This is a genomic window from Emergencia sp. 1XD21-10, assembly GCF_009936045.1.
GTDB classification, from domain to species: Bacteria; Bacillota; Clostridia; order Peptostreptococcales; family Anaerovoracaceae; genus Senimuribacter; species Senimuribacter intestinalis.
Window position 1 is genome coordinate 24,865 of the sequence record NZ_QWEQ01000020.1, and the last position, 18,695, is coordinate 43,559.

Annotated in this window: 18 protein-coding genes; 7 read left to right on the top strand and 11 right to left on the bottom strand. The window is 46.6% G+C overall.

Going from position 1 to position 18,695, the window contains the following annotated elements; translation table 11 throughout:
- Positions 1–172: 172 nt before the first annotated feature.
- From D1151_RS12430 to D1151_RS12475, 10 genes are all read right to left on the bottom strand, one after another.
- Entirely contained in the window at positions 173–964 is a 792-nt protein-coding gene (locus tag D1151_RS12430; protein ID WP_160200411.1) for a ZIP family metal transporter, read from the bottom strand.
- Positions 965–1,051: 87 nt separating this feature from the next.
- On the bottom strand, positions 1,052–2,305 hold the full coding sequence (locus D1151_RS12435; protein ID WP_161909107.1) for a glutamate-5-semialdehyde dehydrogenase: 1,254 nt from the start codon (positions 2,303–2,305) through the stop codon (positions 1,052–1,054).
- 3 nt (positions 2,306–2,308) lie between these two features.
- Entirely contained in the window at positions 2,309–3,115 is an 807-nt protein-coding gene (gene proB, locus D1151_RS12440; RefSeq protein ID WP_161909108.1) for a glutamate 5-kinase, read from the bottom strand.
- Positions 3,108–4,331, bottom strand: coding sequence for a [FeFe] hydrogenase H-cluster maturation GTPase HydF (hydF, locus tag D1151_RS12445; RefSeq protein WP_161909109.1), 1,224 nt, complete (start codon positions 4,329–4,331; stop codon positions 3,108–3,110). Before hydF ends, proB begins: the two co-directional genes overlap by 8 nt.
- Entirely contained in the window at positions 4,306–5,736 is a 1,431-nt protein-coding gene (gene hydG, locus D1151_RS12450) for a [FeFe] hydrogenase H-cluster radical SAM maturase HydG (protein WP_161909110.1), read from the bottom strand. The genes hydF and hydG overlap by 26 nt, the downstream gene beginning before the upstream one ends.
- Positions 5,737–5,791: 55 nt before the next feature.
- On the bottom strand, positions 5,792–6,853 hold the full coding sequence (gene hydE, locus D1151_RS12455; RefSeq protein WP_161909111.1) for a [FeFe] hydrogenase H-cluster radical SAM maturase HydE: 1,062 nt from the start codon (positions 6,851–6,853) through the stop codon (positions 5,792–5,794).
- Positions 6,840–7,085, bottom strand: a complete 246-nt coding sequence (locus D1151_RS12460; RefSeq protein ID WP_161909112.1) for a TM1266 family iron-only hydrogenase system putative regulator — start codon at positions 7,083–7,085, stop codon at positions 6,840–6,842. Before D1151_RS12460 ends, hydE begins: the two co-directional genes overlap by 14 nt.
- A 140-nt stretch (positions 7,086–7,225) precedes the next feature.
- A complete protein-coding gene (locus tag D1151_RS12465) occupies positions 7,226–7,906 on the bottom strand; it encodes a YoaK family protein (RefSeq protein WP_161909113.1) in 681 nt (226 codons plus the stop codon).
- Positions 7,906–9,297, bottom strand: coding sequence for a YfcC family protein (locus D1151_RS12470; RefSeq protein WP_161909114.1), 1,392 nt, complete (start codon positions 9,295–9,297; stop codon positions 7,906–7,908). The genes D1151_RS12465 and D1151_RS12470 overlap by 1 nt, the downstream gene beginning before the upstream one ends.
- Positions 9,298–9,330: 33 nt before the next feature.
- A complete protein-coding gene (locus D1151_RS12475; RefSeq protein WP_161909115.1) occupies positions 9,331–10,947 on the bottom strand; it encodes a gamma-glutamyltransferase family protein in 1,617 nt (538 codons plus the stop codon).
- A gap of 133 nt (positions 10,948–11,080) precedes the next feature.
- On the opposite strand from D1151_RS12475, the gene D1151_RS12480 reads away from it, so the two are divergent.
- The 4 genes from D1151_RS12480 (at position 11,081) to nadE (ending at position 14,098) form a co-directional block, all read left to right on the top strand.
- Positions 11,081–11,782 (top strand): Crp/Fnr family transcriptional regulator, encoded by a 702-nt coding sequence (locus tag D1151_RS12480; protein WP_161909116.1) that lies wholly within the window; start codon positions 11,081–11,083, stop codon positions 11,780–11,782.
- A 478-nt stretch (positions 11,783–12,260) separates the two neighbouring features.
- Complete coding sequence (locus tag D1151_RS12485; protein WP_161909117.1) at positions 12,261–12,707, top strand: hypothetical protein; 447 nt, start codon at positions 12,261–12,263, stop codon at positions 12,705–12,707.
- 76 nt (positions 12,708–12,783) lie between these two features.
- On the top strand, positions 12,784–13,320 hold the full coding sequence (locus D1151_RS12490; protein ID WP_160200400.1) for a cysteine hydrolase family protein: 537 nt from the start codon (positions 12,784–12,786) through the stop codon (positions 13,318–13,320).
- A gap of 4 nt (positions 13,321–13,324) precedes the next feature.
- The gene (gene nadE, locus D1151_RS12495) at positions 13,325–14,098 is read left to right on the top strand and encodes an NAD(+) synthase (protein ID WP_161909118.1); all 774 of its coding nucleotides are present in this window, start codon (positions 13,325–13,327) and stop codon (positions 14,096–14,098) included.
- 69 nt (positions 14,099–14,167) lie between these two features.
- Here the strand turns inward: nadE and D1151_RS12500 are convergent, their stop codons facing one another.
- Complete coding sequence (locus tag D1151_RS12500; RefSeq protein ID WP_161909119.1) at positions 14,168–15,316, bottom strand: PucR family transcriptional regulator; 1,149 nt, start codon at positions 15,314–15,316, stop codon at positions 14,168–14,170.
- Between the two features lie 174 nt (positions 15,317–15,490).
- Between D1151_RS12500 and D1151_RS12505 the strand changes: the two genes are divergently transcribed.
- From D1151_RS12505 to D1151_RS12515, 3 genes are read left to right on the top strand one after another with little or no spacing between them, the layout of a single operon-like run.
- Positions 15,491–16,771: a cytosine permease gene (locus tag D1151_RS12505; protein WP_161909120.1), complete on the top strand. Its 1,281-nt coding sequence runs from the start codon at positions 15,491–15,493 to the stop codon at positions 16,769–16,771.
- 31 nt (positions 16,772–16,802) lie between these two features.
- On the top strand, positions 16,803–17,900 hold the full coding sequence (locus D1151_RS12510; RefSeq protein WP_161909121.1) for a DUF917 domain-containing protein: 1,098 nt from the start codon (positions 16,803–16,805) through the stop codon (positions 17,898–17,900).
- Positions 17,901–17,912: 12 nt separating this feature from the next.
- Positions 17,913–18,656, top strand: a complete 744-nt coding sequence (locus D1151_RS12515; protein ID WP_161909122.1) for an aspartate/glutamate racemase family protein — start codon at positions 17,913–17,915, stop codon at positions 18,654–18,656.
- The last annotated feature ends 39 nt before the right edge of the window (positions 18,657–18,695 follow it).

Consider the following 18,695-nt stretch of genomic DNA (forward strand, 5'->3'; position numbering starts at 1 on the left):
TTTACCATTATCTTCCACAGTTTTCCGAAAAGCACATTAGATTCAATACTATCACAGAATAATCCGCACCATGCCATCGCATTTCAGCGAAAATGGTGCGGATTATTGGTTTTGCATGTTGAAGTGCTGCACCATTTAGTTCATATCAACACAAAATGGTGCAGAATCCTCATTACCCCAAACTCACATCCAAAATCATCATAATCAGAAACCCCGCAATAAAGCCCAGGGTGGCGGTTTTGTCGCCTTCACACATCTGGGCTTCCGGCAGCAGTTCCTGAACGACAACATAAATCATCGTGCCAGCCGCAAAAGCTAGAAGCAGCGGCATCAGCGGCGTAATGAGGGTTGCAACAACTGCTGCCAGTACGCCGAAAATCGGCTCTACAATGGCAGACATACTGCCGATGAAAAAGGCTTTTTTCTTGCTCATTCCGTCTTTAATCAGAGGAAGGGCAACAGCAGTGCCTTCTGGATAATTTTGAATACCGATACCAAGGGCAAGCGCAGCTGCACCGGAGAAAAGGGCGGGATCAGCATCGCCTGCAAAGGCGAGAGAAAATGCGAGACCTACCGCCATACCTTCCGGAATATTGTGGATGGTGATGGCAAGCACCAGCATCAACGTGCTTTGTTTCAGACTGACCAGTTTTCCGCTGGAGAGTCTGCGCATGTAAGTGCGCTTCATATAAGCGTCAGCAATCAGAAGAACCATGACGCCAAGCAGGAAGCCGCCGGTGATAATCAGCCAGCTGATTTGTCCGTTTTCCTCCGCTCTGTCTATGCCTGGAAGGAGCAGCGACCAGACGGAAGCTGCCACCATAACACCACCTGCAAAGCCGAGGAAGACGCACTGTACACTGCTGCTGACCTCTTTCTTAACCCAAAAAACATTAAGGGCACCCAGCGAAGTTACCGAGAAGGTGAACAGGGTGCCCAGTAAAGCCCATATGATTCCGTTCATATCATTCTATCACTCCAAACTCATAAAAATATTTCCATTGCTATATGTTATTCTTATGAATCGGCAGCGGATTTGGTACGTCGTCCACTAACGAATTTGACCGTTTCCTGTGATGATGTATTTATAAGATACCAGTTGACCTACGCCCATAGGACCTCTGGCATGAAGTTTCTGGGTGGAAATGCCGATTTCCGCGCCCAGCCCCATTTCGCCGCCATCAGTAAAGCGGGTGGAAGCATTGTGATAAACAGCTGCAGAGTCGACAGAGATAAGAAATTTATCTGCTGCCTCTTGATCGCCGGTCACAATGCAGTCGCTGTGGTGGGTGGAGTACTGCTCGATGTGAGCAATGGCTTCTTCTATAGAGTCGACCACCTTTATGCCGAGAATGAAATCGAGATATTCCTGCCCCCATTCTTCAGAAGCGGCAGGGGTTGCGGACGGCAGGATTGCAAGAGCTGCACTGTCTCCGTGAAGGGCAACATTTTTTTCGGAAAGGCGCTCAGCCATGGCAGGCAGAAAACGCTCTGCGATATCTTTGTGCACCAGCACCTTTTCAGCAGCGTTACAGACGGAAGGTCGGGAAGTTTTCGCATTGAAGACGATGTCCAGAGCCATATTGATATCAGCAGCTTTATCTACATAAATGTGGCAGTTGCCGGCGCCGGTTTCTATTACAGGCACTTTTGCGTTATCTACGACGGAACGAATCAGTCCAGCGCCACCTCTGGGAATCAGCACATCCAGGTATTCGGTCAGGGTCATCATTTCGGAAGCCGACTGTCTGGAAGTATCGGAAACCAGCTGTACGCAGTTGATATCCAGGGCTGATGCAGAAAGGGCGCTTCGCATAATTTCGGTAATCGCCTGATTGGAATGAAATGCTTCTTTTCCACCGCGGAGAATACAAGCGTTACCTGCTTTGATACAGAGGGCTGCGCAGTCGCTGGTGACGTTAGGGCGAGCTTCAAAGATAATACCACAAACGCCGAGAGGCACTGCAGTTTTTTGAATATGTAAGCCGTTTGGCAAATCTCTTTCTTCTAAAATTTCTCCCACAGGGTCTTTCCATTTGGAAACTGCGATAACCGCATCAGCCATGGAAGCGATACGCTCTGCAGTCAAAGTCAGCCTGTCTATCATAGAAGGAGAAAGAACACCGCGGGCAGCCTGAAGGTCTTTTTCGTTGGCTGCCAGGATATCTTCTGTGTGATTGACAAGGGCGTCAGCAATCAGCTCAAGCGCTTCGGTCTTGTCTTTCTCTTGGGCAGTGCGAAGTGCGCGTTCAGCCTGCTTGGCGCGCTGACCCATGGTTTCTAAAGTAGTCAAGCAGTGTTCCATAATTTAGTCCTCCAAATTTCCAAAAATCGTTCCAATGTCTTTTCCGTCAAATAAGTCGTACAGATTTTCCGGACGGTCACCAGCAATGACGCAACACGGGATTTTCGCGCCTGTAGAAATCTGTGCCGCACTGACTTTTGTTGCCATACCGCCGGTACCAAATTTGGAACCGGCGCCGCCTGCGAGGGTGGTGATTGCATCATCGATGACAGGTACGTGGGAGATGCGTTTTGCGTCGGGGTACTTTCTCGGATCTTTGTCGTAAAGTCCATCAATATCGGTTAAGATGACCAGAAGGTCAGCGTCCGTCAATGTAGCAACGATGGCAGACAGGGTGTCATTGTCGCCGATACTGAGTCCCTCTAGTTCGTCAGTGGCAACGGTGTCGTTTTCGTTGACGATAGGAATAATACCGAGGGCAATCAGTTCAGAAAAGGTATTCTGAACGTTTTCTCGGCTTCGGTCGTTGTCTACGATATCTGCGGTGAGCAGAATCTGGGCTACAGTCTGACTGAACTCACCGAAAAATTTATCGTACATAAACATCAACTCGCACTGTCCAATGGCAGCCAGCGCCTGTTTTTTGCTGGTTTCTTCGGGCCGAGTTGAAAGTCCCAGCTTGCCGATGCCGACACCGATAGCGCCGGAGGAAACTAGAATGATTTCTTTTCCGGCATTCTGCAGATCGCATAGGACTTTGCAGAGGTTTTCGATGTGGCGCAGGTGCATTTTGCCGCCAGCGTGAGTCAGAGTAGAGGTGCCTACTTTGACGACGACTCTTCGACTATTTGTAATTTTATCTTTATTCATGAAAAATCTCCAAGCTTCTATCTAAAATCCCATTGATATGGGCGATGAGTGTACCGTAATTGGTAAAGGGAACGCCAGCTTCCTTGGCAAGTTCCATGCGAGAAAGCATTTCCCGCTCGTTTAGCATGCAGCCGCCGCAGTGGACGACCAGGGCGTAGGGGGATAAATCCTGCGGAAACTGCCCACCACTGGTGAAGTGAAAATCCAGCTTTTTTCCCGTAAACTTCTCAATCCAGCCGGGCAGTTTTACGGTGCCGATGTCTTCGCACTGCCTGTGGTGTGTACAGCCTTCTGAAATGAGTACCCGGTCGCCGTCAGAAAGCGTTGGCAGATGATGGGCGCCTTTTGACGCCGTTTCCAGAATACCTTTGAATCTCGCCATCAAAATGGAAAAGGAAGTCAAAGGTACGCTGCAGGGAACGATTTCCTTCACCTGATGAAATGCTTGACTATCAGTAACTACCAGAGCAGGGGGGGCTTTCAGCGCGGAAAGACAGGCGGAAAGTTCCGGTACCTGAGTTACCATAGAAATAGCGTGGGTGTCCAGAATATCGCGAAGGGTCTGCACCTGAGGCAGAATTAGTCTGCCCTTTGGGGCGGATTCGTCGATTGGCGTAACTAAAATCACCACATCATTTTTACTTAGCTTATCTCCGATGAGTTGCTTGACAGGTGCAGTAGATTTTCCCAGCTGTGCTAGTTTTTCTTTTAATTCTGTAATGCCGCTGCCGGCTTTTGCACTGACTGCAAGGAACGGAAAATCAAAATCCTTTGTGCCGGGGACAGCTGCAAGGAGGTCAGTTTTGTTCAGTACGATGATGTAAGGAATCTGTTTTTTCTTCAGTAGTTCCATCAGAGAAAAATCGTCTGAGGATGGTTTTTCTGCAGCGTCGATGACCAGCACTGCAACATCGGTCTTTGCCAGTATCTGATAGGTTTTTTCTATCCGCTTTTCACCGAGGATGCCTTCATCATCAAGGCCTGGCGTATCGATAATTACTACAGGTCCCAGAGGCAGCAGCTCCATGGCTTTGCTGACCGGGTCGGTGGTGGTGCCTTTTACGTCAGATACGATGGAAAGGGACTGATCGGTCACTGCATTGACCAGACTGGACTTTCCGGCGTTGCGCCTGCCGAAAAAGCTGATATGCACTCTGTTTGCGCTGGGGGTCTGGGAAAGACCTGCCAAATTAGAATCTGAAGTCTCTCTTGCCATGTTCAATCTCCTTGATATAGTCTTCTGCAATCTGACGAACTTTTTCCTTTGGAATGTTATCCAGTTCCTTATGAATCAGCGCTTCGCCAACTTCGCGGGTGGCGTCTTTCGCATAGTCCACCAGATATTCTTTCAGGGTCATCAGCGCGTTTGGATGGCAACAGTTTAGAATTTGTCCGTTTTTGCAGAGGGTCATGAAGCGGTCTCCAGTTCTGCCTTCTCTGTAGCAAGCGGTACAAAAACTTGGAATATAGTCCATATCCATGAGCCATTTTACTACTTCGTCCAGCGTTCTTTTGTCGTCGGTTTCAAACTGTGCGGAGTTTTCTTCTTCCGGCTCTTCTTCGTCGTAGCCGCCGACGCTGGTTCTGGAAGCACCGCTGATCTGGGAAATGCCCAGGTGCAGCGCGCGGGCGCGCATTTCCTGACTTTCTCTGGTAGACATGATCATGCCGGTATACGGAACAGCGATTCTGATGATGGCGATAATTTTTGCGAAGAGGTCGTCGGTAATACCGCCGTCTACGCCACCGTCAAAGTCGGAAGGGTCTACATCGTCTGCAGGTCTGATCCTCGGCACGCTGATGGTGTGCGGCCCGACGCCGTGTACTGCTTCCAGATGTTCTGCATGCATCAGAAGTCCGGCAAGTTCATAGCGATACAGGTCAAGACCGAAGAGTACGCCAAGACCGACATCGTCGATGCCAGCTTCCATGGCTCTGTCCATAGCTTCTGTATGCCAGTTGTAGTTGTGCTTCGGTCCGGTCGGATGCAGCTGTTCGTAGCTTTCTTTGTGGTAGGTTTCCTGGAACAGAATATAGGTACCGATGCCAGCATCTTTGAGCATTTTGTACTCTTCTACAGTAGTTGCGGCAATGTTCACATTGACACGGCGGATATCGCCGTTTTTATGGTGAATGGAATATACGGTTTTAATACATTCCAAAATGTATTCGATTGGGTTGTTGACAGGGTCCTCTCCGGCTTCCAGGGCAAGACGTTTGTGTCCCATATCCTGCAGGGCGATGACCTCTTTTTTGATTTCTTCCTGGGTCAGTTTTTTTCTTGCGATATGCTTGTTCTGATGGTGGTACGGACAGTAGACACAGCCGTTGACGCAGTAATTGGAAAGATACAGCGGCGCGAACATGACGATACGATTGCCGTAAAAGTCTTTCTTAATCTGTTCTGCCAGTGCGTACATTTCCTCGGTAATCTCTGGGTCTTCGCAGGAAAGCAGAACGGAGGCTTCTCTATGGCTTAAGCCTTTGCGAAGGGCAGCCTTATCTAAAATGGAGCGAACCAGTTTTTTGTTGTCCTTATTTGCGTCGGCATAAGCGAGGGTGTCTAAAATTTCCTCGTGACTGATAAATTCTTCTGCGTGTAATGATTTTGGATTGTACATGATATTTTTACTTCCTTTCTTTCGGGTCAGAATCTCTTTCCCGTTAGGTTTTAGTTCATTTTATGTCAGGATAGTCGCCGCGTGCGGTCACTATCTCATAACCAATTCTTTCAACTTGTTTCTTTAATTGTAAAATACCCTCAGCACTTTCTGCGCCGGTGGCGATTTTATTGTCGTAGAGCCGATAGTTTTTCCGGACAGAAGCCGGAGAAAGGTTGGGCATGATGACGTTGGCGCCTGCACAGATGCCGCGAAGCCTGCCGTCTTCCGATGCCGTTCCGAGGGCTGTGGTTGCTGGGAGCAACGCTTTTGGCAAAAGGAGCCTAATGATGGAAAGAAGCTTTACGGTCAGGTCAGCAGAGCCGGCATACTCCTTTTCAAAGGGCGTGCCTGCAGCCGGAATGAAAGGTCCGATTCCAATCATATGAGGCTGAAATTCTACTAGAAACCGCAGGTCTTTCAGGATATGTTCTATGGTCTGACCTGGAGAGCCGACCATAAAGCCGCAGCCTACCTGATAGCCGATTTGTTTTAGGTGCTGCAGGCATTCCATGCGGTTTTCAAAGGAAAGGTCCTGCGGGTGCAGTTTTTGATAATGTGCTTTGTCTGCGGTCTCGTGGCGCAGAAGATATCTGTCTGCACCGGCATCAAAAAGTTTCTGATAGCTTTCCCAGGACCGTTCACCTGCAGACAAGGTGATAGCACAGTCTGGGTGGGCAGCGCGAATTGCTTCGACCAGTGACGCCAGTCTGTCATCGTTCCAGTAAGGGTCTTCACCGCCCTGCAGAACAAAGGTGCGAAAGCCCAGTTCGTAGCCGTTTTTGCAGCACTGCAGAATTTCTTCCGGTGTTAGCCGGTAACGAGTCACGGACTTGCAGCCTTTGCGGATACCGCAATAATAGCAGTCATTTTTGCAGTAGTTGGTAAATTCGATGAGACCTCTGATATAGACATGGTTTCCGAAGGTTTGTCTACGCAGGATATCTGCTCTTTCCTGCAGGTATTGGTTTTTCTCAAGGGAATCACAGGCAAGCAGTGCAAGGAGTGCGTCATCTTCCGGTACAGTACCTTTCGCCAAGGCGTCGATGGTATGCGTTACTGGATTATTCGTTGGCATAGGCGACCTTGCTGCTGATACCCGGCAGCTTTCCAATCTTACCGGACAGCGCGTTGATGCTATCTGACGGCGCATCAATGGCTACGCTGATAATATGCATTTCTTTTTCCCTGTAGGGCAGTCCCATTCTGCCGATAATGTAACTGCTGTACTGATGCAGCATATCGTTAAGCTCTTCTACGACATTTAAGTCTTTTACAATAATTGAAACTAATGCAACTCTGTTTTCCATTATAAACCTCCTTGTCATTATTTCTATGATAACATAAAAGTTGTAATATTTATACACAAAGTTTGATAAAATCAAACTTTTCGTGTGAAAAAGAGCCGTGCTTACAAAGGAATGTAATGACGACTCTTTTTCTGAAAGATTTATGAAATATGGTTACTTGCTTTTTTCATCCACAGCGCCAGAAGCAGCAGGATTACAGCGCAAATCCAGACGGCTTTTTGGGAAAGCCAGAGACAAAACAAGGTGCCGGGAACTGCGCCTAAAGCAAAAGAAAAGGTCAGTGCCCCGAAGGTGCAGACGGTTTTTAAGGATTCTGCATCTTTTACTGTGAGAAATTTATATAATTTCTGACCGACGTTTCTGATGTTGCCGGTGCAGATGGTTGTATTATGAGCAGTTCCCATACAGGTGCGGAAAAGGCATAGCTGAAATCCCATAAAAAAGGAAATAAATAGGGTCACTGCCATGCTGGCGGTATCTTTGGGAACCAGACCTGCCAGAAACAGGGCGGCACTCTCAAGGAGGAGCGCTGTTTTTCGCCAGTCGCTTCGCATGTGCTTTCTGCCCAGCCATGCTTTGAGGAATTCACTGAAGGCGGCGCCGAGAATACAGGAAACAATGGGAAGAAAATAAGTCAGCGCGATATACCAGTTTCCCAGCGCCAGATTGATGCCAAGGTGTGACATGTTGGCTGTGTGCATATTGGCGAGAATCCCGTCTCTGGTCATGTAAGTATATGCGTTCATGTATCCGCCCACCAAGGTGATGATGATTAAAAACAGCGGGCGCTCCCAAGGGGGAAATGTGTTTTTCTTTTCCATTAGAACGGCCCCAGATTCATCAGTGTTGCGATGGAAACCGACAGGAATCCGATGAAAATCCAAATGCCGCAGAGAGGCAGTACCCATTTTAAATATTTTTCAAAAGGCACCTTCGATACAACGATACAAGCCATCAGCGAGCCCAAAGTCGGACAGATTAGATTGGTAAAGCCGTCGCCATAGTGATAGGCTAAAACAGCAACCTGTCTGGTAATGCCGATGGTATCTGCCAGCGGCGCCATGATTGGAATCGTTGCAGCGGCCTGTCCTGAACCTGATGGAATGAGGAAATTCAGGAAGCACTGGAAGATATACATGCCGTTAGCTGCAACAATCTTTGGCAGTCCGTCAAGAAGGTTGGAGGCATAGAACAGGATAGAATCGATTATAACACCGTCTTGCAAAGTCAAGAGAATGGCTTTTGCAATACCGACGACCAGTGCAGCGAAGGTCATATCAGCAGCGCCGTTTACGAAGGATTTTGCCATAGCGTTGGGACTGATTTTTCCTGTAATTCCGATGATCAGGCTAAAGATTAAAAATAGGGTTGCAATTTCCAGCATGAACCATCCATATTGAAATACGCCGTAGAGCATGATTAGGATGAGGGAAACGAATTCGACCAGAATGATATTCTGTCTTGTTGTGATCGGCATAAACTCTGTCGGAACCTCGTCTTCATCGGCTTCTTCCTCATACATAATACTTAACGTCGGGTCTTTTTGGATTTTATTCGCATACCGCAGCACGTACCATACGGTAACAACCAGGATTACGGCATACCAAATCAGTCTGTAACCAAGTCCTGAATACATCGGCAGGTCAGCAAGACCCTGTGCCACACCGACGGTAAAGGGATTCATAAGGCCAGATACGAATCCGATTCTGGAACCAATCATGACAACCGCCAAGGCAACCATGTTGTCCAGTTTGAATTGTTTGCATAATGTAATTAGAATTGGAATATAGACGATGGCGTCTTCTGCCATACCAATAGTTCCGCCTAGGATTGAGAAAAGGAACATAAAGATAACCAGTACTAAATTCTTTTTTTTGTCTAGTTTCTTTGCCAGATTATGTACGCCTGCATCCAGTGCGCCGGTATCCCGGATAATAGCAAGGGCGCCGCCGAAAATGAAGATAAAGAAGATGATGTCAGAGGCACTCTGCATGCCCAGCATAAACTCTTTCATGGTGTCGAAAAAGCTGAGACCGGCTTGTTCAACGTGGTGATAAGAGCCGGGAACAACAGCAATTCTTCCGGCTGCGTTTTCTGCTCGCTCAAAGGTTCCTGCAGGAACAATATGGGTTAAAATGGCACAAATCGCTACCATAAAAAACAGGATTACGTTCGTATGAGGAATTTGAAATTTACGTTTTTTCTCTTTCATTTTTTTCTCCTTACTGAAACTTCCGTGGAAGTTTTACCATGCTGCAATGGTGCCGTCACAGCGGCATTCAGTACCGCCGACATAGACACCGTCTTTTGTCCGCCAGATAATGCCGCCTCTGCCCATGCCGATACTACTGTTTACGATTTCAATTTGATGACCGCGGTTTTCCAGATTTAGGGCAATGGATGAATTAACTTCTCGTTCCAGCTGGACCTTTTTTTCGCCAATCCACTGAAAGCGAGGGGCATTGAGACACTCCTGCGGGTTCATATGAAAATCGATGGTATTGACAATGACCTGCAGGTGACCTTGGGGTTGCATGAATCCACCCATGACGCCAAAGGGACCGATTGCCTTACCGTCTTTCATGAGAAAGCCGGGGATGATGGTGTGATAAGCCTTTTTTCTGCCGGCAAGACAGTTATCACTGTCAGGATCCAGTGAGAAATTAGCTGCTCTGTCCTGCAATGTGATTGCGGTGCCCGGAATGACGATACCGGAACCGAATCTGGCGTAATTGCTTTGGATAAAGGAAACCATATTGCCGTCTTTATCAGCAGTACAGAAGTATACAGTGCCGCCGCAGCGCGGGTCGCCTGCCTTCGGCATAATGGCAGCTTCGCCGATTAGGCTGCGTCTTTTCTCTGCATATTCTTTGGAAAGCAGCTGAGATACTGTTACCTGCATGGATTTCGGGTCGGCGACATATTTCTTGGTATCTACAAATGCAAGTTTGATCGCTTCAATCATTTTGTGATAGTTTGCCGCAGTTTCCCGGCAGTCATCTAGCTTCATGTCCTGCAGAATGTTCAGTGCCATCAGCGCGGTGATGCCGTGACCGTTTGGCGGGATTTCACAGACATCGTAGCCTTTGTAATGGGAGCTGATGGGATTGATCCACTCTGCCTCATAGCTTTGGAAATCTTCTTCTGTGAAAAGACCTCCAGTTTTTTCTGAGAAGCTGACAATCTGTTTCATGATATCGCCGCGGTAAAAGCTTTCACAGTTTGTTTCTGCCAGCGCGCGAAGCGTTTTTGCGAAGTCAGGATTCTTAAACATTTCTCCGGCTGCATAAGGCTTGCCTTCTTTTGTGAAATAGTCAAGCCAGGGCTTGAACACGGCAGGGTTTTCTGCGGCAAGAGGGCTGAATCTTTCAAATTCTTCTGCCCACTGGACGGCGACGGTTTCTGGAATCGGAAAGCCTTCTTCTGCGTAGGAAATGGCAGGTGCCATTAAGTCTGTCATGGACATTGTGCCAAAGCGACAGCGCATTTTCTCCCAAGCGGAAGGAGCGCCGGGCACCATGGTGGAAAGCCAGCCTTCTTCCGGCATTTCAGTAAAGCCCGCGCTTTTTACGACTTCTGGCGTCAGCGCTTTTGGCGTAATCCCGCTACCGTTGATGCCGTAAAGTTTGTCGTCATACCAGATTAGGGCAAAGCAGTCGGAACCCAGCCCATTGCCAGTAGGTTCCAAAAGGGGAAGGGCAGCTGCCATGGAAATTGCGGCATCGATTGCATTACCGCCCTTTTTTATGGTGTCTATGCCAATTTGCGCGGCAAGGGGCACGGAACTATGCACCATGCCGTTTTTGGCATAGACAATTTGTCTTTTGGAAGGATAGGAATAATTGTTGTTGATGAAATCCATAAATTCACCTCCTTGTGAAGTTGATAACAGTATAATCGTAATTTTCAGACTATGCTGTAGCAAATGTTACACGCGATAAATATTTTTTGTGGTATGATAAAAATGGGGAAGTTGATTCATAAGGAGAACTGTTATGATAGATTTAGAAAAATATGAAAAAATGGCGCCGATATTGTTTTATGAGATGTCTTTATGGGGTAAGGCAATTGAGAACTATCCTGTGCAAAATTTTAAGGCAGGCATACAGATTCGAATACAGGGAGTAGATGAAGGCGATATGCTGATTGTTAAAAGCGGGTTTGCACTGATTACAGTGGTCTTGGATGATGGTACAGAGACGATTTCTCATATCGGGGGAGTGGGCTGTGCGTTTGGTTATATCAGCGCAATAAGCAGGAAACCTTATCAGACCTCGATTTGCGCTTATACGGACTGCAGCTGCTATGTGATTTCAGGAAGAGATGTACGTTTATTAGTGGAAGATAATGCTTCATTTGTAAAGAACGCGCTGCGCATTTCTGACATGCAGGGTGATTTATATTTCAACAGGATTACATTGCTTGCGATTCCGCAGTCACAAAGCAGACTGCTGACGCTGCTTCTTGGATTTGCGGCGGTATGCGGCAGAAGGAGGGCAGATGATACTGTGACTATTGAACTGGATTTAACCCATCAGATACTCAGCGAAATTCTTCATTTAAATCGAGTTACTGTTTCCAGGTTGATGAGTAATTTTGCCAATGCAGGGGCAGTGGAGAAAATAGGAAGATACTATGTGCTGAATCTTTCGGTAGTTGAGATATTATTGGATGGAGGGACAAACTGCACGGAATGAATAAAATTTACAATAAAAGGAAAAAATAAAAATATTTTCCTTTTATGATATAGTGTGATATAATACAGATGTTGTCATAACCAATCCGGCAACGGAAGGGAGGGACACATTTGTTAACTACTTTTGTTCTTTCTGTAATGGAAAGTATAATCGCCTACTATATTTGCAAATGGTTAGACAGAAAAGATGACAACAACTAGCCTCGAGTGTCTCCTGTCGAAAAAGGAGAAAAGAAAACCCGGCAGCTGCAACTGCCGGGTTTTCTTTTGCACACATTTCGTGTTAACTACTTTTTGCCTACTGGCATTATACATCATATCCGACACGAATGTCAACTATACATCGCGTTTTATTTTTATATAGAATTTCGCAGCCGACTTTCTTATAATCCACGAAAATGACGCGGATTGATTTATTACGGGAGGGGAAGTATAATAGGATTACAAGTATTAACCTAAGTAAAAATATGGAGATAAAGATGAAACGAATCATATGGCGGATTTGGAAATGGCTGCGGGGAGAAAATACAGGAAGACCTGCAGTTTATATCGGGGAAAAAGGCGACAGTATTAAGGGGGAAAAACAAATTGCACAGCTGTTGGCAGAATATAAGCTGCAGATTACACCGCACGAATATGACTATTCGCTTTATGAGAACTATTTAAAAGAGAATTTTGATTTAGAAGAAATTAGTTTGGAAGAAATGATGGAGCAAAATCAAATTCATTTTGAAATCTTTCAATTTAATTATAGCAATTGCATCTTTTTTGCAGAGAGTAAGTTCGATCCGATCTTTTTTCGGATTGTAAAGAATCAAAAGAGCGCATGGCTGTACGACCAAGAGGGAGGGGAATACAGAACCGACTCCGTGAAGTTGCTGAACCTGATTAGTCTCATGCGGTGGAACGAAATCATTGCAGAATAAAGGCGGTATCGCATTGACCGCCTGGCTTTTTTGATGTAAACTGGAATGCAGAAAGAAAAAAGGAGAAATATAAATCATGGAAAAGAATAAAATTCTGCTGGTCATCGATATGCAGAAGGATTTCGTAACAGGAGCTTTGGCAAATCAAGAGGCACAGCAGATTATTGAAAATATAAAGAAAAAAATCGAAAGCTATAAAGAGCGCGGCTTGCCGGTATTTTTTACAAGGGATACCCATGGCGAGGACTACCTGAATACCCAGGAGGGCAGGTTGCTGCCGGTCCCGCACTGCATCAAGGGCAGCGATGGATGGCAGATTATTGATGAACTGGCGGATTACGTAGCCGAAGGAAACACGCTAGACAAACCGTCTTTCGGCTGTCTCGATTTACCAAAGTGGCTTTGCGATAAGCTGGCGGGAGCATCACCAGCGGAAATTGAACTTTGCGGCGTTTGCACAGATATCTGCGTGATTTCCAACGGAATGATTTTGAAGGCTGCTTATCCTGAGACGCCAATTACCGTGGAGGGTTCCTGCTGTGCCGGTGTAACGCCGGAGAGCCATAACAACGCCCTTGAAGCGATGAAAATGTGTCAGATTTTAGTGAGGTAGAAAGATGTATCAGTTTGATGTAGAAAAGGTAACGAGGGATGTGATTTCCTGGATTCAGGAATTTTTTGAAGTAAACGGAAAGGATTGCAAGGCAGTTGTTGCCATCAGCGGCGGAAAAGACAGTTCTGTGGTAGCTGCACTTTGCGTAGCCGCACTTGGAAAGGACAGAGTGTTCGGTGTGCTTCTGCCAAATGGCGAGCAGGCGGATATTGACGCGTCTAAGCTGCTGGTATCCCATCTTGGAATAGACCATACTATTATTAATATTAAAGCAGGATTTGACGGACTGCTCGGAGAAATTACAGATAAGCTACCTTGTGAGGTGACAAAGCAGACGAGGACCAACCTGCCGGCGAGACTTCGTATGGCGGCAACTTACGCTGTGGCGCAGTCCATGAACGGACGTGTTGCCAACACCTGCAATTTGTCGGAAGACTGGGTAGGCTATTCTACCAGATATGGCGATGCGGCAGGAGATTTCAGCCCGCTGTCCCATCTTACTGTGCAGGAAGTCAAAGCCATCGGCGCTTACCTAGGCCTTCCTGAAAAGCTGGTGCAAAAGACTCCAATCGACGGACTTTCAGGGCTTTCCGATGAAGAAAATCTGGGATTCACTTATGCGGCTCTTGACACTTATATCAGAACCGGTGTTTGTGAAGATGAGGAAGTCAAAGCAAAGATTGACTATAAGCGCAAAACGAACAAATTCAAGCTGGAACTGATGCCCTCCTTTGCTTATGACGGACCAGTGATGGCTAAAGATGAGTCTTTGGCATAACTGCAGCCTCCTAGGAGGACCTGATGAGGACGGTCTCCGGGCTTTCTAAACAGCTGCCCCAAAAGCGGCTCAGCGCTGCTTCATATAGTGGATTTTTGAGATGATAGAGATTGTCTCCAGAAAGTCCATATCACTTTTTCCATAAGGAATCAGCTCTTTTAGCTTACTGATACGATAGCGGATGGTATTTTCGTGTACGAACATTGCCTCCGCTGTTTTTTTGTAGTCCATTTCATATTCGGCAAAGATTCGCATGGTGTCAAAAAGACAGGTGTTGTTTTGTGCGTCAGACTTTTGAATCGGCAGCGTGATGTCATTGTAAAATTCTTCTAGCGCAGGGCTTCCCAAAAAATCCACAAGAATGCGGGCAACACCGAGTTCGCTGTAGTCAATTCGCCCTGCTGCATCAGGTTTGCCGGCAGTAATGCACAGCAGACTTTCTGAGATTGCTCTGCCCGCATCATCCAGTTTATGGGGATTGCTGACACCAATGCGTGCACCGGGAAAGGCAGTATGGATTTGGTCGGCAGTGTGCTGTATGGTTTTAGCGGCAGTATCGTTTCTGCTGTCCGGGTAGGAAAGTAGAAACAGGATTCCACCGCGAAATTCTGCAGCAAAATTTCTAAGGTCGCGAATGATGATAGAGATGAGATTGACAATATCGCTTGGCAGTACATCTGCTTCGGTCTGTGCGAATAGTGCCGTGATATTTTGCTGGAAGGAAGGGTTAAGTTCTCTCAGAAGATGGTGTTTTTCATCGGCGGAACTGTTGCGGCTTACAATGGTTTCCAGCTTTTCTTCCAGTGTATTTTTCTGCTCCATGGCGATTTTACATTCCATAATGCTTGCAATAACCAGAGAATAGGGGGTGCGGCAATTGAGAAAAATGACGGGAAGACCTGCAGCGTCGCAAAGGGCAATTGCATCTTTTGGCAGCGTATTCATATATTCGTCAAAGACAATGAGTGCAGCGCCTTTTTGTGAAATCAGATAGTCCAGCGTATGCATGATGTAAGAAGTATCGTCTTTCCCATAGTAAAAGAAGGTCAGATAGACATCGCCGGGAAAAAGCTGAATATCTGTATCAATCTCACTGATGGGATTGTCGTAGATATTGATATAGTGAATTTCATTCAGGAGCCCGCTTTTGCCTGCAACCAGACGGTAGCCGCTGAAGATATCCAGGTTCAGGATGTCTGAAACGGTGATTTTTTTCATTTTTTTCCTCTTTTCGACAGTGTTATATGTATAAATTATAAATGAATCCCGGGAAAAAGCAATAACGAATTGTGAAATTTACAAAAATAAGCTTTCTTTCTTAGGCTTTTCGATAATGACAAGTTATCAGAAAATTGATATGATTGGTGCAATCAAAGAAAAGGAGTTTTTACTATGCTAGAAGAAAACAAAAAGTCAATGGAAGACTTTGCTCTAGAGAGAGTAAAGCCTGAAGACCGAAAAGGGTGGGTTTCACTGGCTGCTGTGCAGACAGGACTGTTTATCTGCGTTCCGAGCCTTCTGCTGGGTGCAATTCTGTCGGCATCTATGCCGCTGTGGCAAGCCCTTGCAGCGGGAATTATCGGGTATCTGCTTACGATTCTCATCTCTTTCTTTCTGGGGATGCAGGGAGCAGATTTGGGGATTCCCAGTGCGGTGATTACCTGCTCAACTTTTGGAACGAAGGGAGCCAGAATTTTAATCAGTTCGCTGCTGGCAATTTCCATGATTGGCTGGTTCGGCATCAACTGCAACGTATGTGGCGATGCATTTTCTAACCTGATGAAAATTGCAACCGGCTTAGAAATTCCAGTAACCATATCCTCTATCATCTGGGGTGTGATTATGCTTCTGAGTGCTGTGTTCGGTATGAATGCGCTGAAAAAGCTGGATTCCGTTTCCATTCCGCTGCTGGTTATCATCATGGTGCTGGGTACTGTGATGGCATTTAGAAAGTTTGGGTCTGGCGGGCTTTCTGTAGAGGTAGAACAGTCCATGACTATGATTCAGGGCATCGGTCTTTCCTTCAGCTTTACGGCAGTGGCTGCTGTCACTTGTTCTGATATTACCAGATTTCAGAAGAGCAGAAAGGAAACTATCAAATCCACTTTCTGGGGAATACTTCCAGCGGCTATTTTTACGCTGGTTTTGGGAATTCTCATGACAAAGGTAGCAAACGATTACGACATTTCGTCTGTACTGGCAACAGTGGGACTGCCGTTTCTGGGCATTATTGTGCTGATTCTGGCAACCTGGACCACGAATTCCCTCAATGCCTATTCTGCGGGACTGGATGTGGTGATGACCTTTAATCTGCCGGATAACAAGAGAAAGCTGGCGACCTTGGTGACCGGTCTTGTAGGCATCGTCCTGGCAGTACTGGGCATTCTGGGACACATTGAATCGTTCCTGAGCCTGCTGTCCTATGTGTTCTCCGCCATGGGCGGCGTCATGATGGCGGACTACTGGATTGTCGGAAAAGGGAAACCGGAAAGCTGGCACAGAGTGGAAGGCTTCAACTGGACTGGTATTATTTCGACGGTAATCGCTATTGCCATTGCAGCTTTTGTGGTGAAAGTTGACTACTCTGGTTTGCTCTGGGGACTCATCGTTTACCTGATTGTTGAAAAATTCATTCCGTCAAAGTCGAGAGAGCTGGACGGAACAGTGGAATAATTTAGAAGAATTTTGATTGGAGGATAGAATTATGAGAAAGCTTGAAAAACAAGAAATTATTGATATTCTTTATGGTTGCACCATTGTAGGCACTGGCGGAGGTGGAGACTTAGAACTGGGACTTCGCACCATGGAGGAAGATTTTGAACAGGGTAAAGATTTGTACATAGCAAGTGTGGACGAAGTGCCAGATGACGCGTACATTGCAGTGCCGTATATGTGCGGCTCTCCTGCTTCGCTGGAAGGCGGCGGAGAGGAGTATGCCCACCTGCCGCTTCTGGACTATCCGGAATCGCTGCTGGCATTCCGCACCTTAGAGGATTACTTCGGTCAGAAGTTTTTTGGCGCGGTTTCTACAGAACTCGGTGGTGCAAACACTGCCTTTGCGCTTCACGCAGCCTGCCAGCTGGGTGTTCCTATTATCGACGCTGACCCGGCAGGGCGTTCTGTACCGGAGCTGCAGCACAGCACTTTCTTTGTGAAAGACATTCCTATGGCGCCGATTGCATTGGCAACACAGTTTGGTGATGCTATGATTGTAAAAGATATTGTAGATGATATGCGTGCGGAGGATATTGTTAGAAGTGTGGCTGTTGCCAGCGGCAATAAAATCGGTGTAGCAGACCATGCTATTACCGGAAAACAGCTTCGCGGTGCAATCATCCCTGATGCCTTGTCTTACACGCTGAAGCTGGGGCAGGCCCTTCGAAAAGCAAAGGAAAATGGTGAAGATGTAGCCGAAAAAGTCTGCGAGGCAGGAAACGGCAAGGTACTGTTCCGTGGTATCGTAAAAGAATGGAAAGTAGAAGAAACTGGAGGCTTTATCTTTGGCGATACTGTACTGGAAGGTACTGGCGCATATGAAGGTCACGAGTATAAGTTCTGGTACAAGAACGAGCATCTAGTTTCCTATCTGGATGGTGAAGTGGACATTACAGTGCCAGATTTAATCTGTGTTGTGGACAAAGACGGCACACCGGTGACTAACCCTAATTACGAGAACGGCATGGAACTGACCGTATTCGTACTGCCGGCACCAGAAATTTGGAAAACGGAAAGAGGTCTTGAAGTATTTGGTCCAAGAAGTTTTGGCTTTGACTTTGATTACGTGCCTTTTAATGAAAGATAAGAGGCGCAGGTGATGAAACTAAAATTTATCATCCCTGTGGTAGGAGATTTTTCTGCATACAGTGAAGAACTTGCCGCATATCTGAAACCTTATCTGACGGCGGAGACGGAACTGGAATTTTCCAGTCTGCAGTATGGGTTTGAAACGGTGGAGACAGAGCTTGCCGGCATGGTAAACGGCAGTCAGGTCGTCATGTCGGTGCGGGAAAATGCAGAGGACTTTGATGGCGTCTTTGTGGACTGTTTTGATGATCCGGGCGTGTATGCACTTCGAGAGATGGGGCTGATGCCGGCTGTAGGACCTTATGAAGCAGCGGTAACTACTGCGCTTTCTTTGGGAGAGAGAATCGGCATCATTACTACTGATCAGGTAGGTATTTTAAATGAAGAGAAGAAGGCAAGAGCCTTTGGAGTCTCAGAGCGTATCACCTCTATTCGAGCGCTGGACTTGATGGTGGAAAATATCAAAGAGGAAAAGGAGAGAGTGCTTGCATCTTTGGCAGATCTCTGTGCTGATATGGTGCAGAAAGACAGAGTCAGTGTCATATGTCTAGGCTGTACAGCAATGTACTATATCTACGACGACTTGCTCCAGATTCTTTCTGAAAGACGGATTCGTGTCAATGTCATTGAGCCGGTATTGAACGGCTGTGTGACGCTGGAATCTATGGTGCGTATGGGATTTAACAACTTTGTACCGGGTGAAGTTGCTTTTGATTCGCTGCACTGGTCTCAGACTGAGGGTAGACGGAATTAAGGCTTTCGTGTATAATTGAGTGCATAGATGAATATTTTG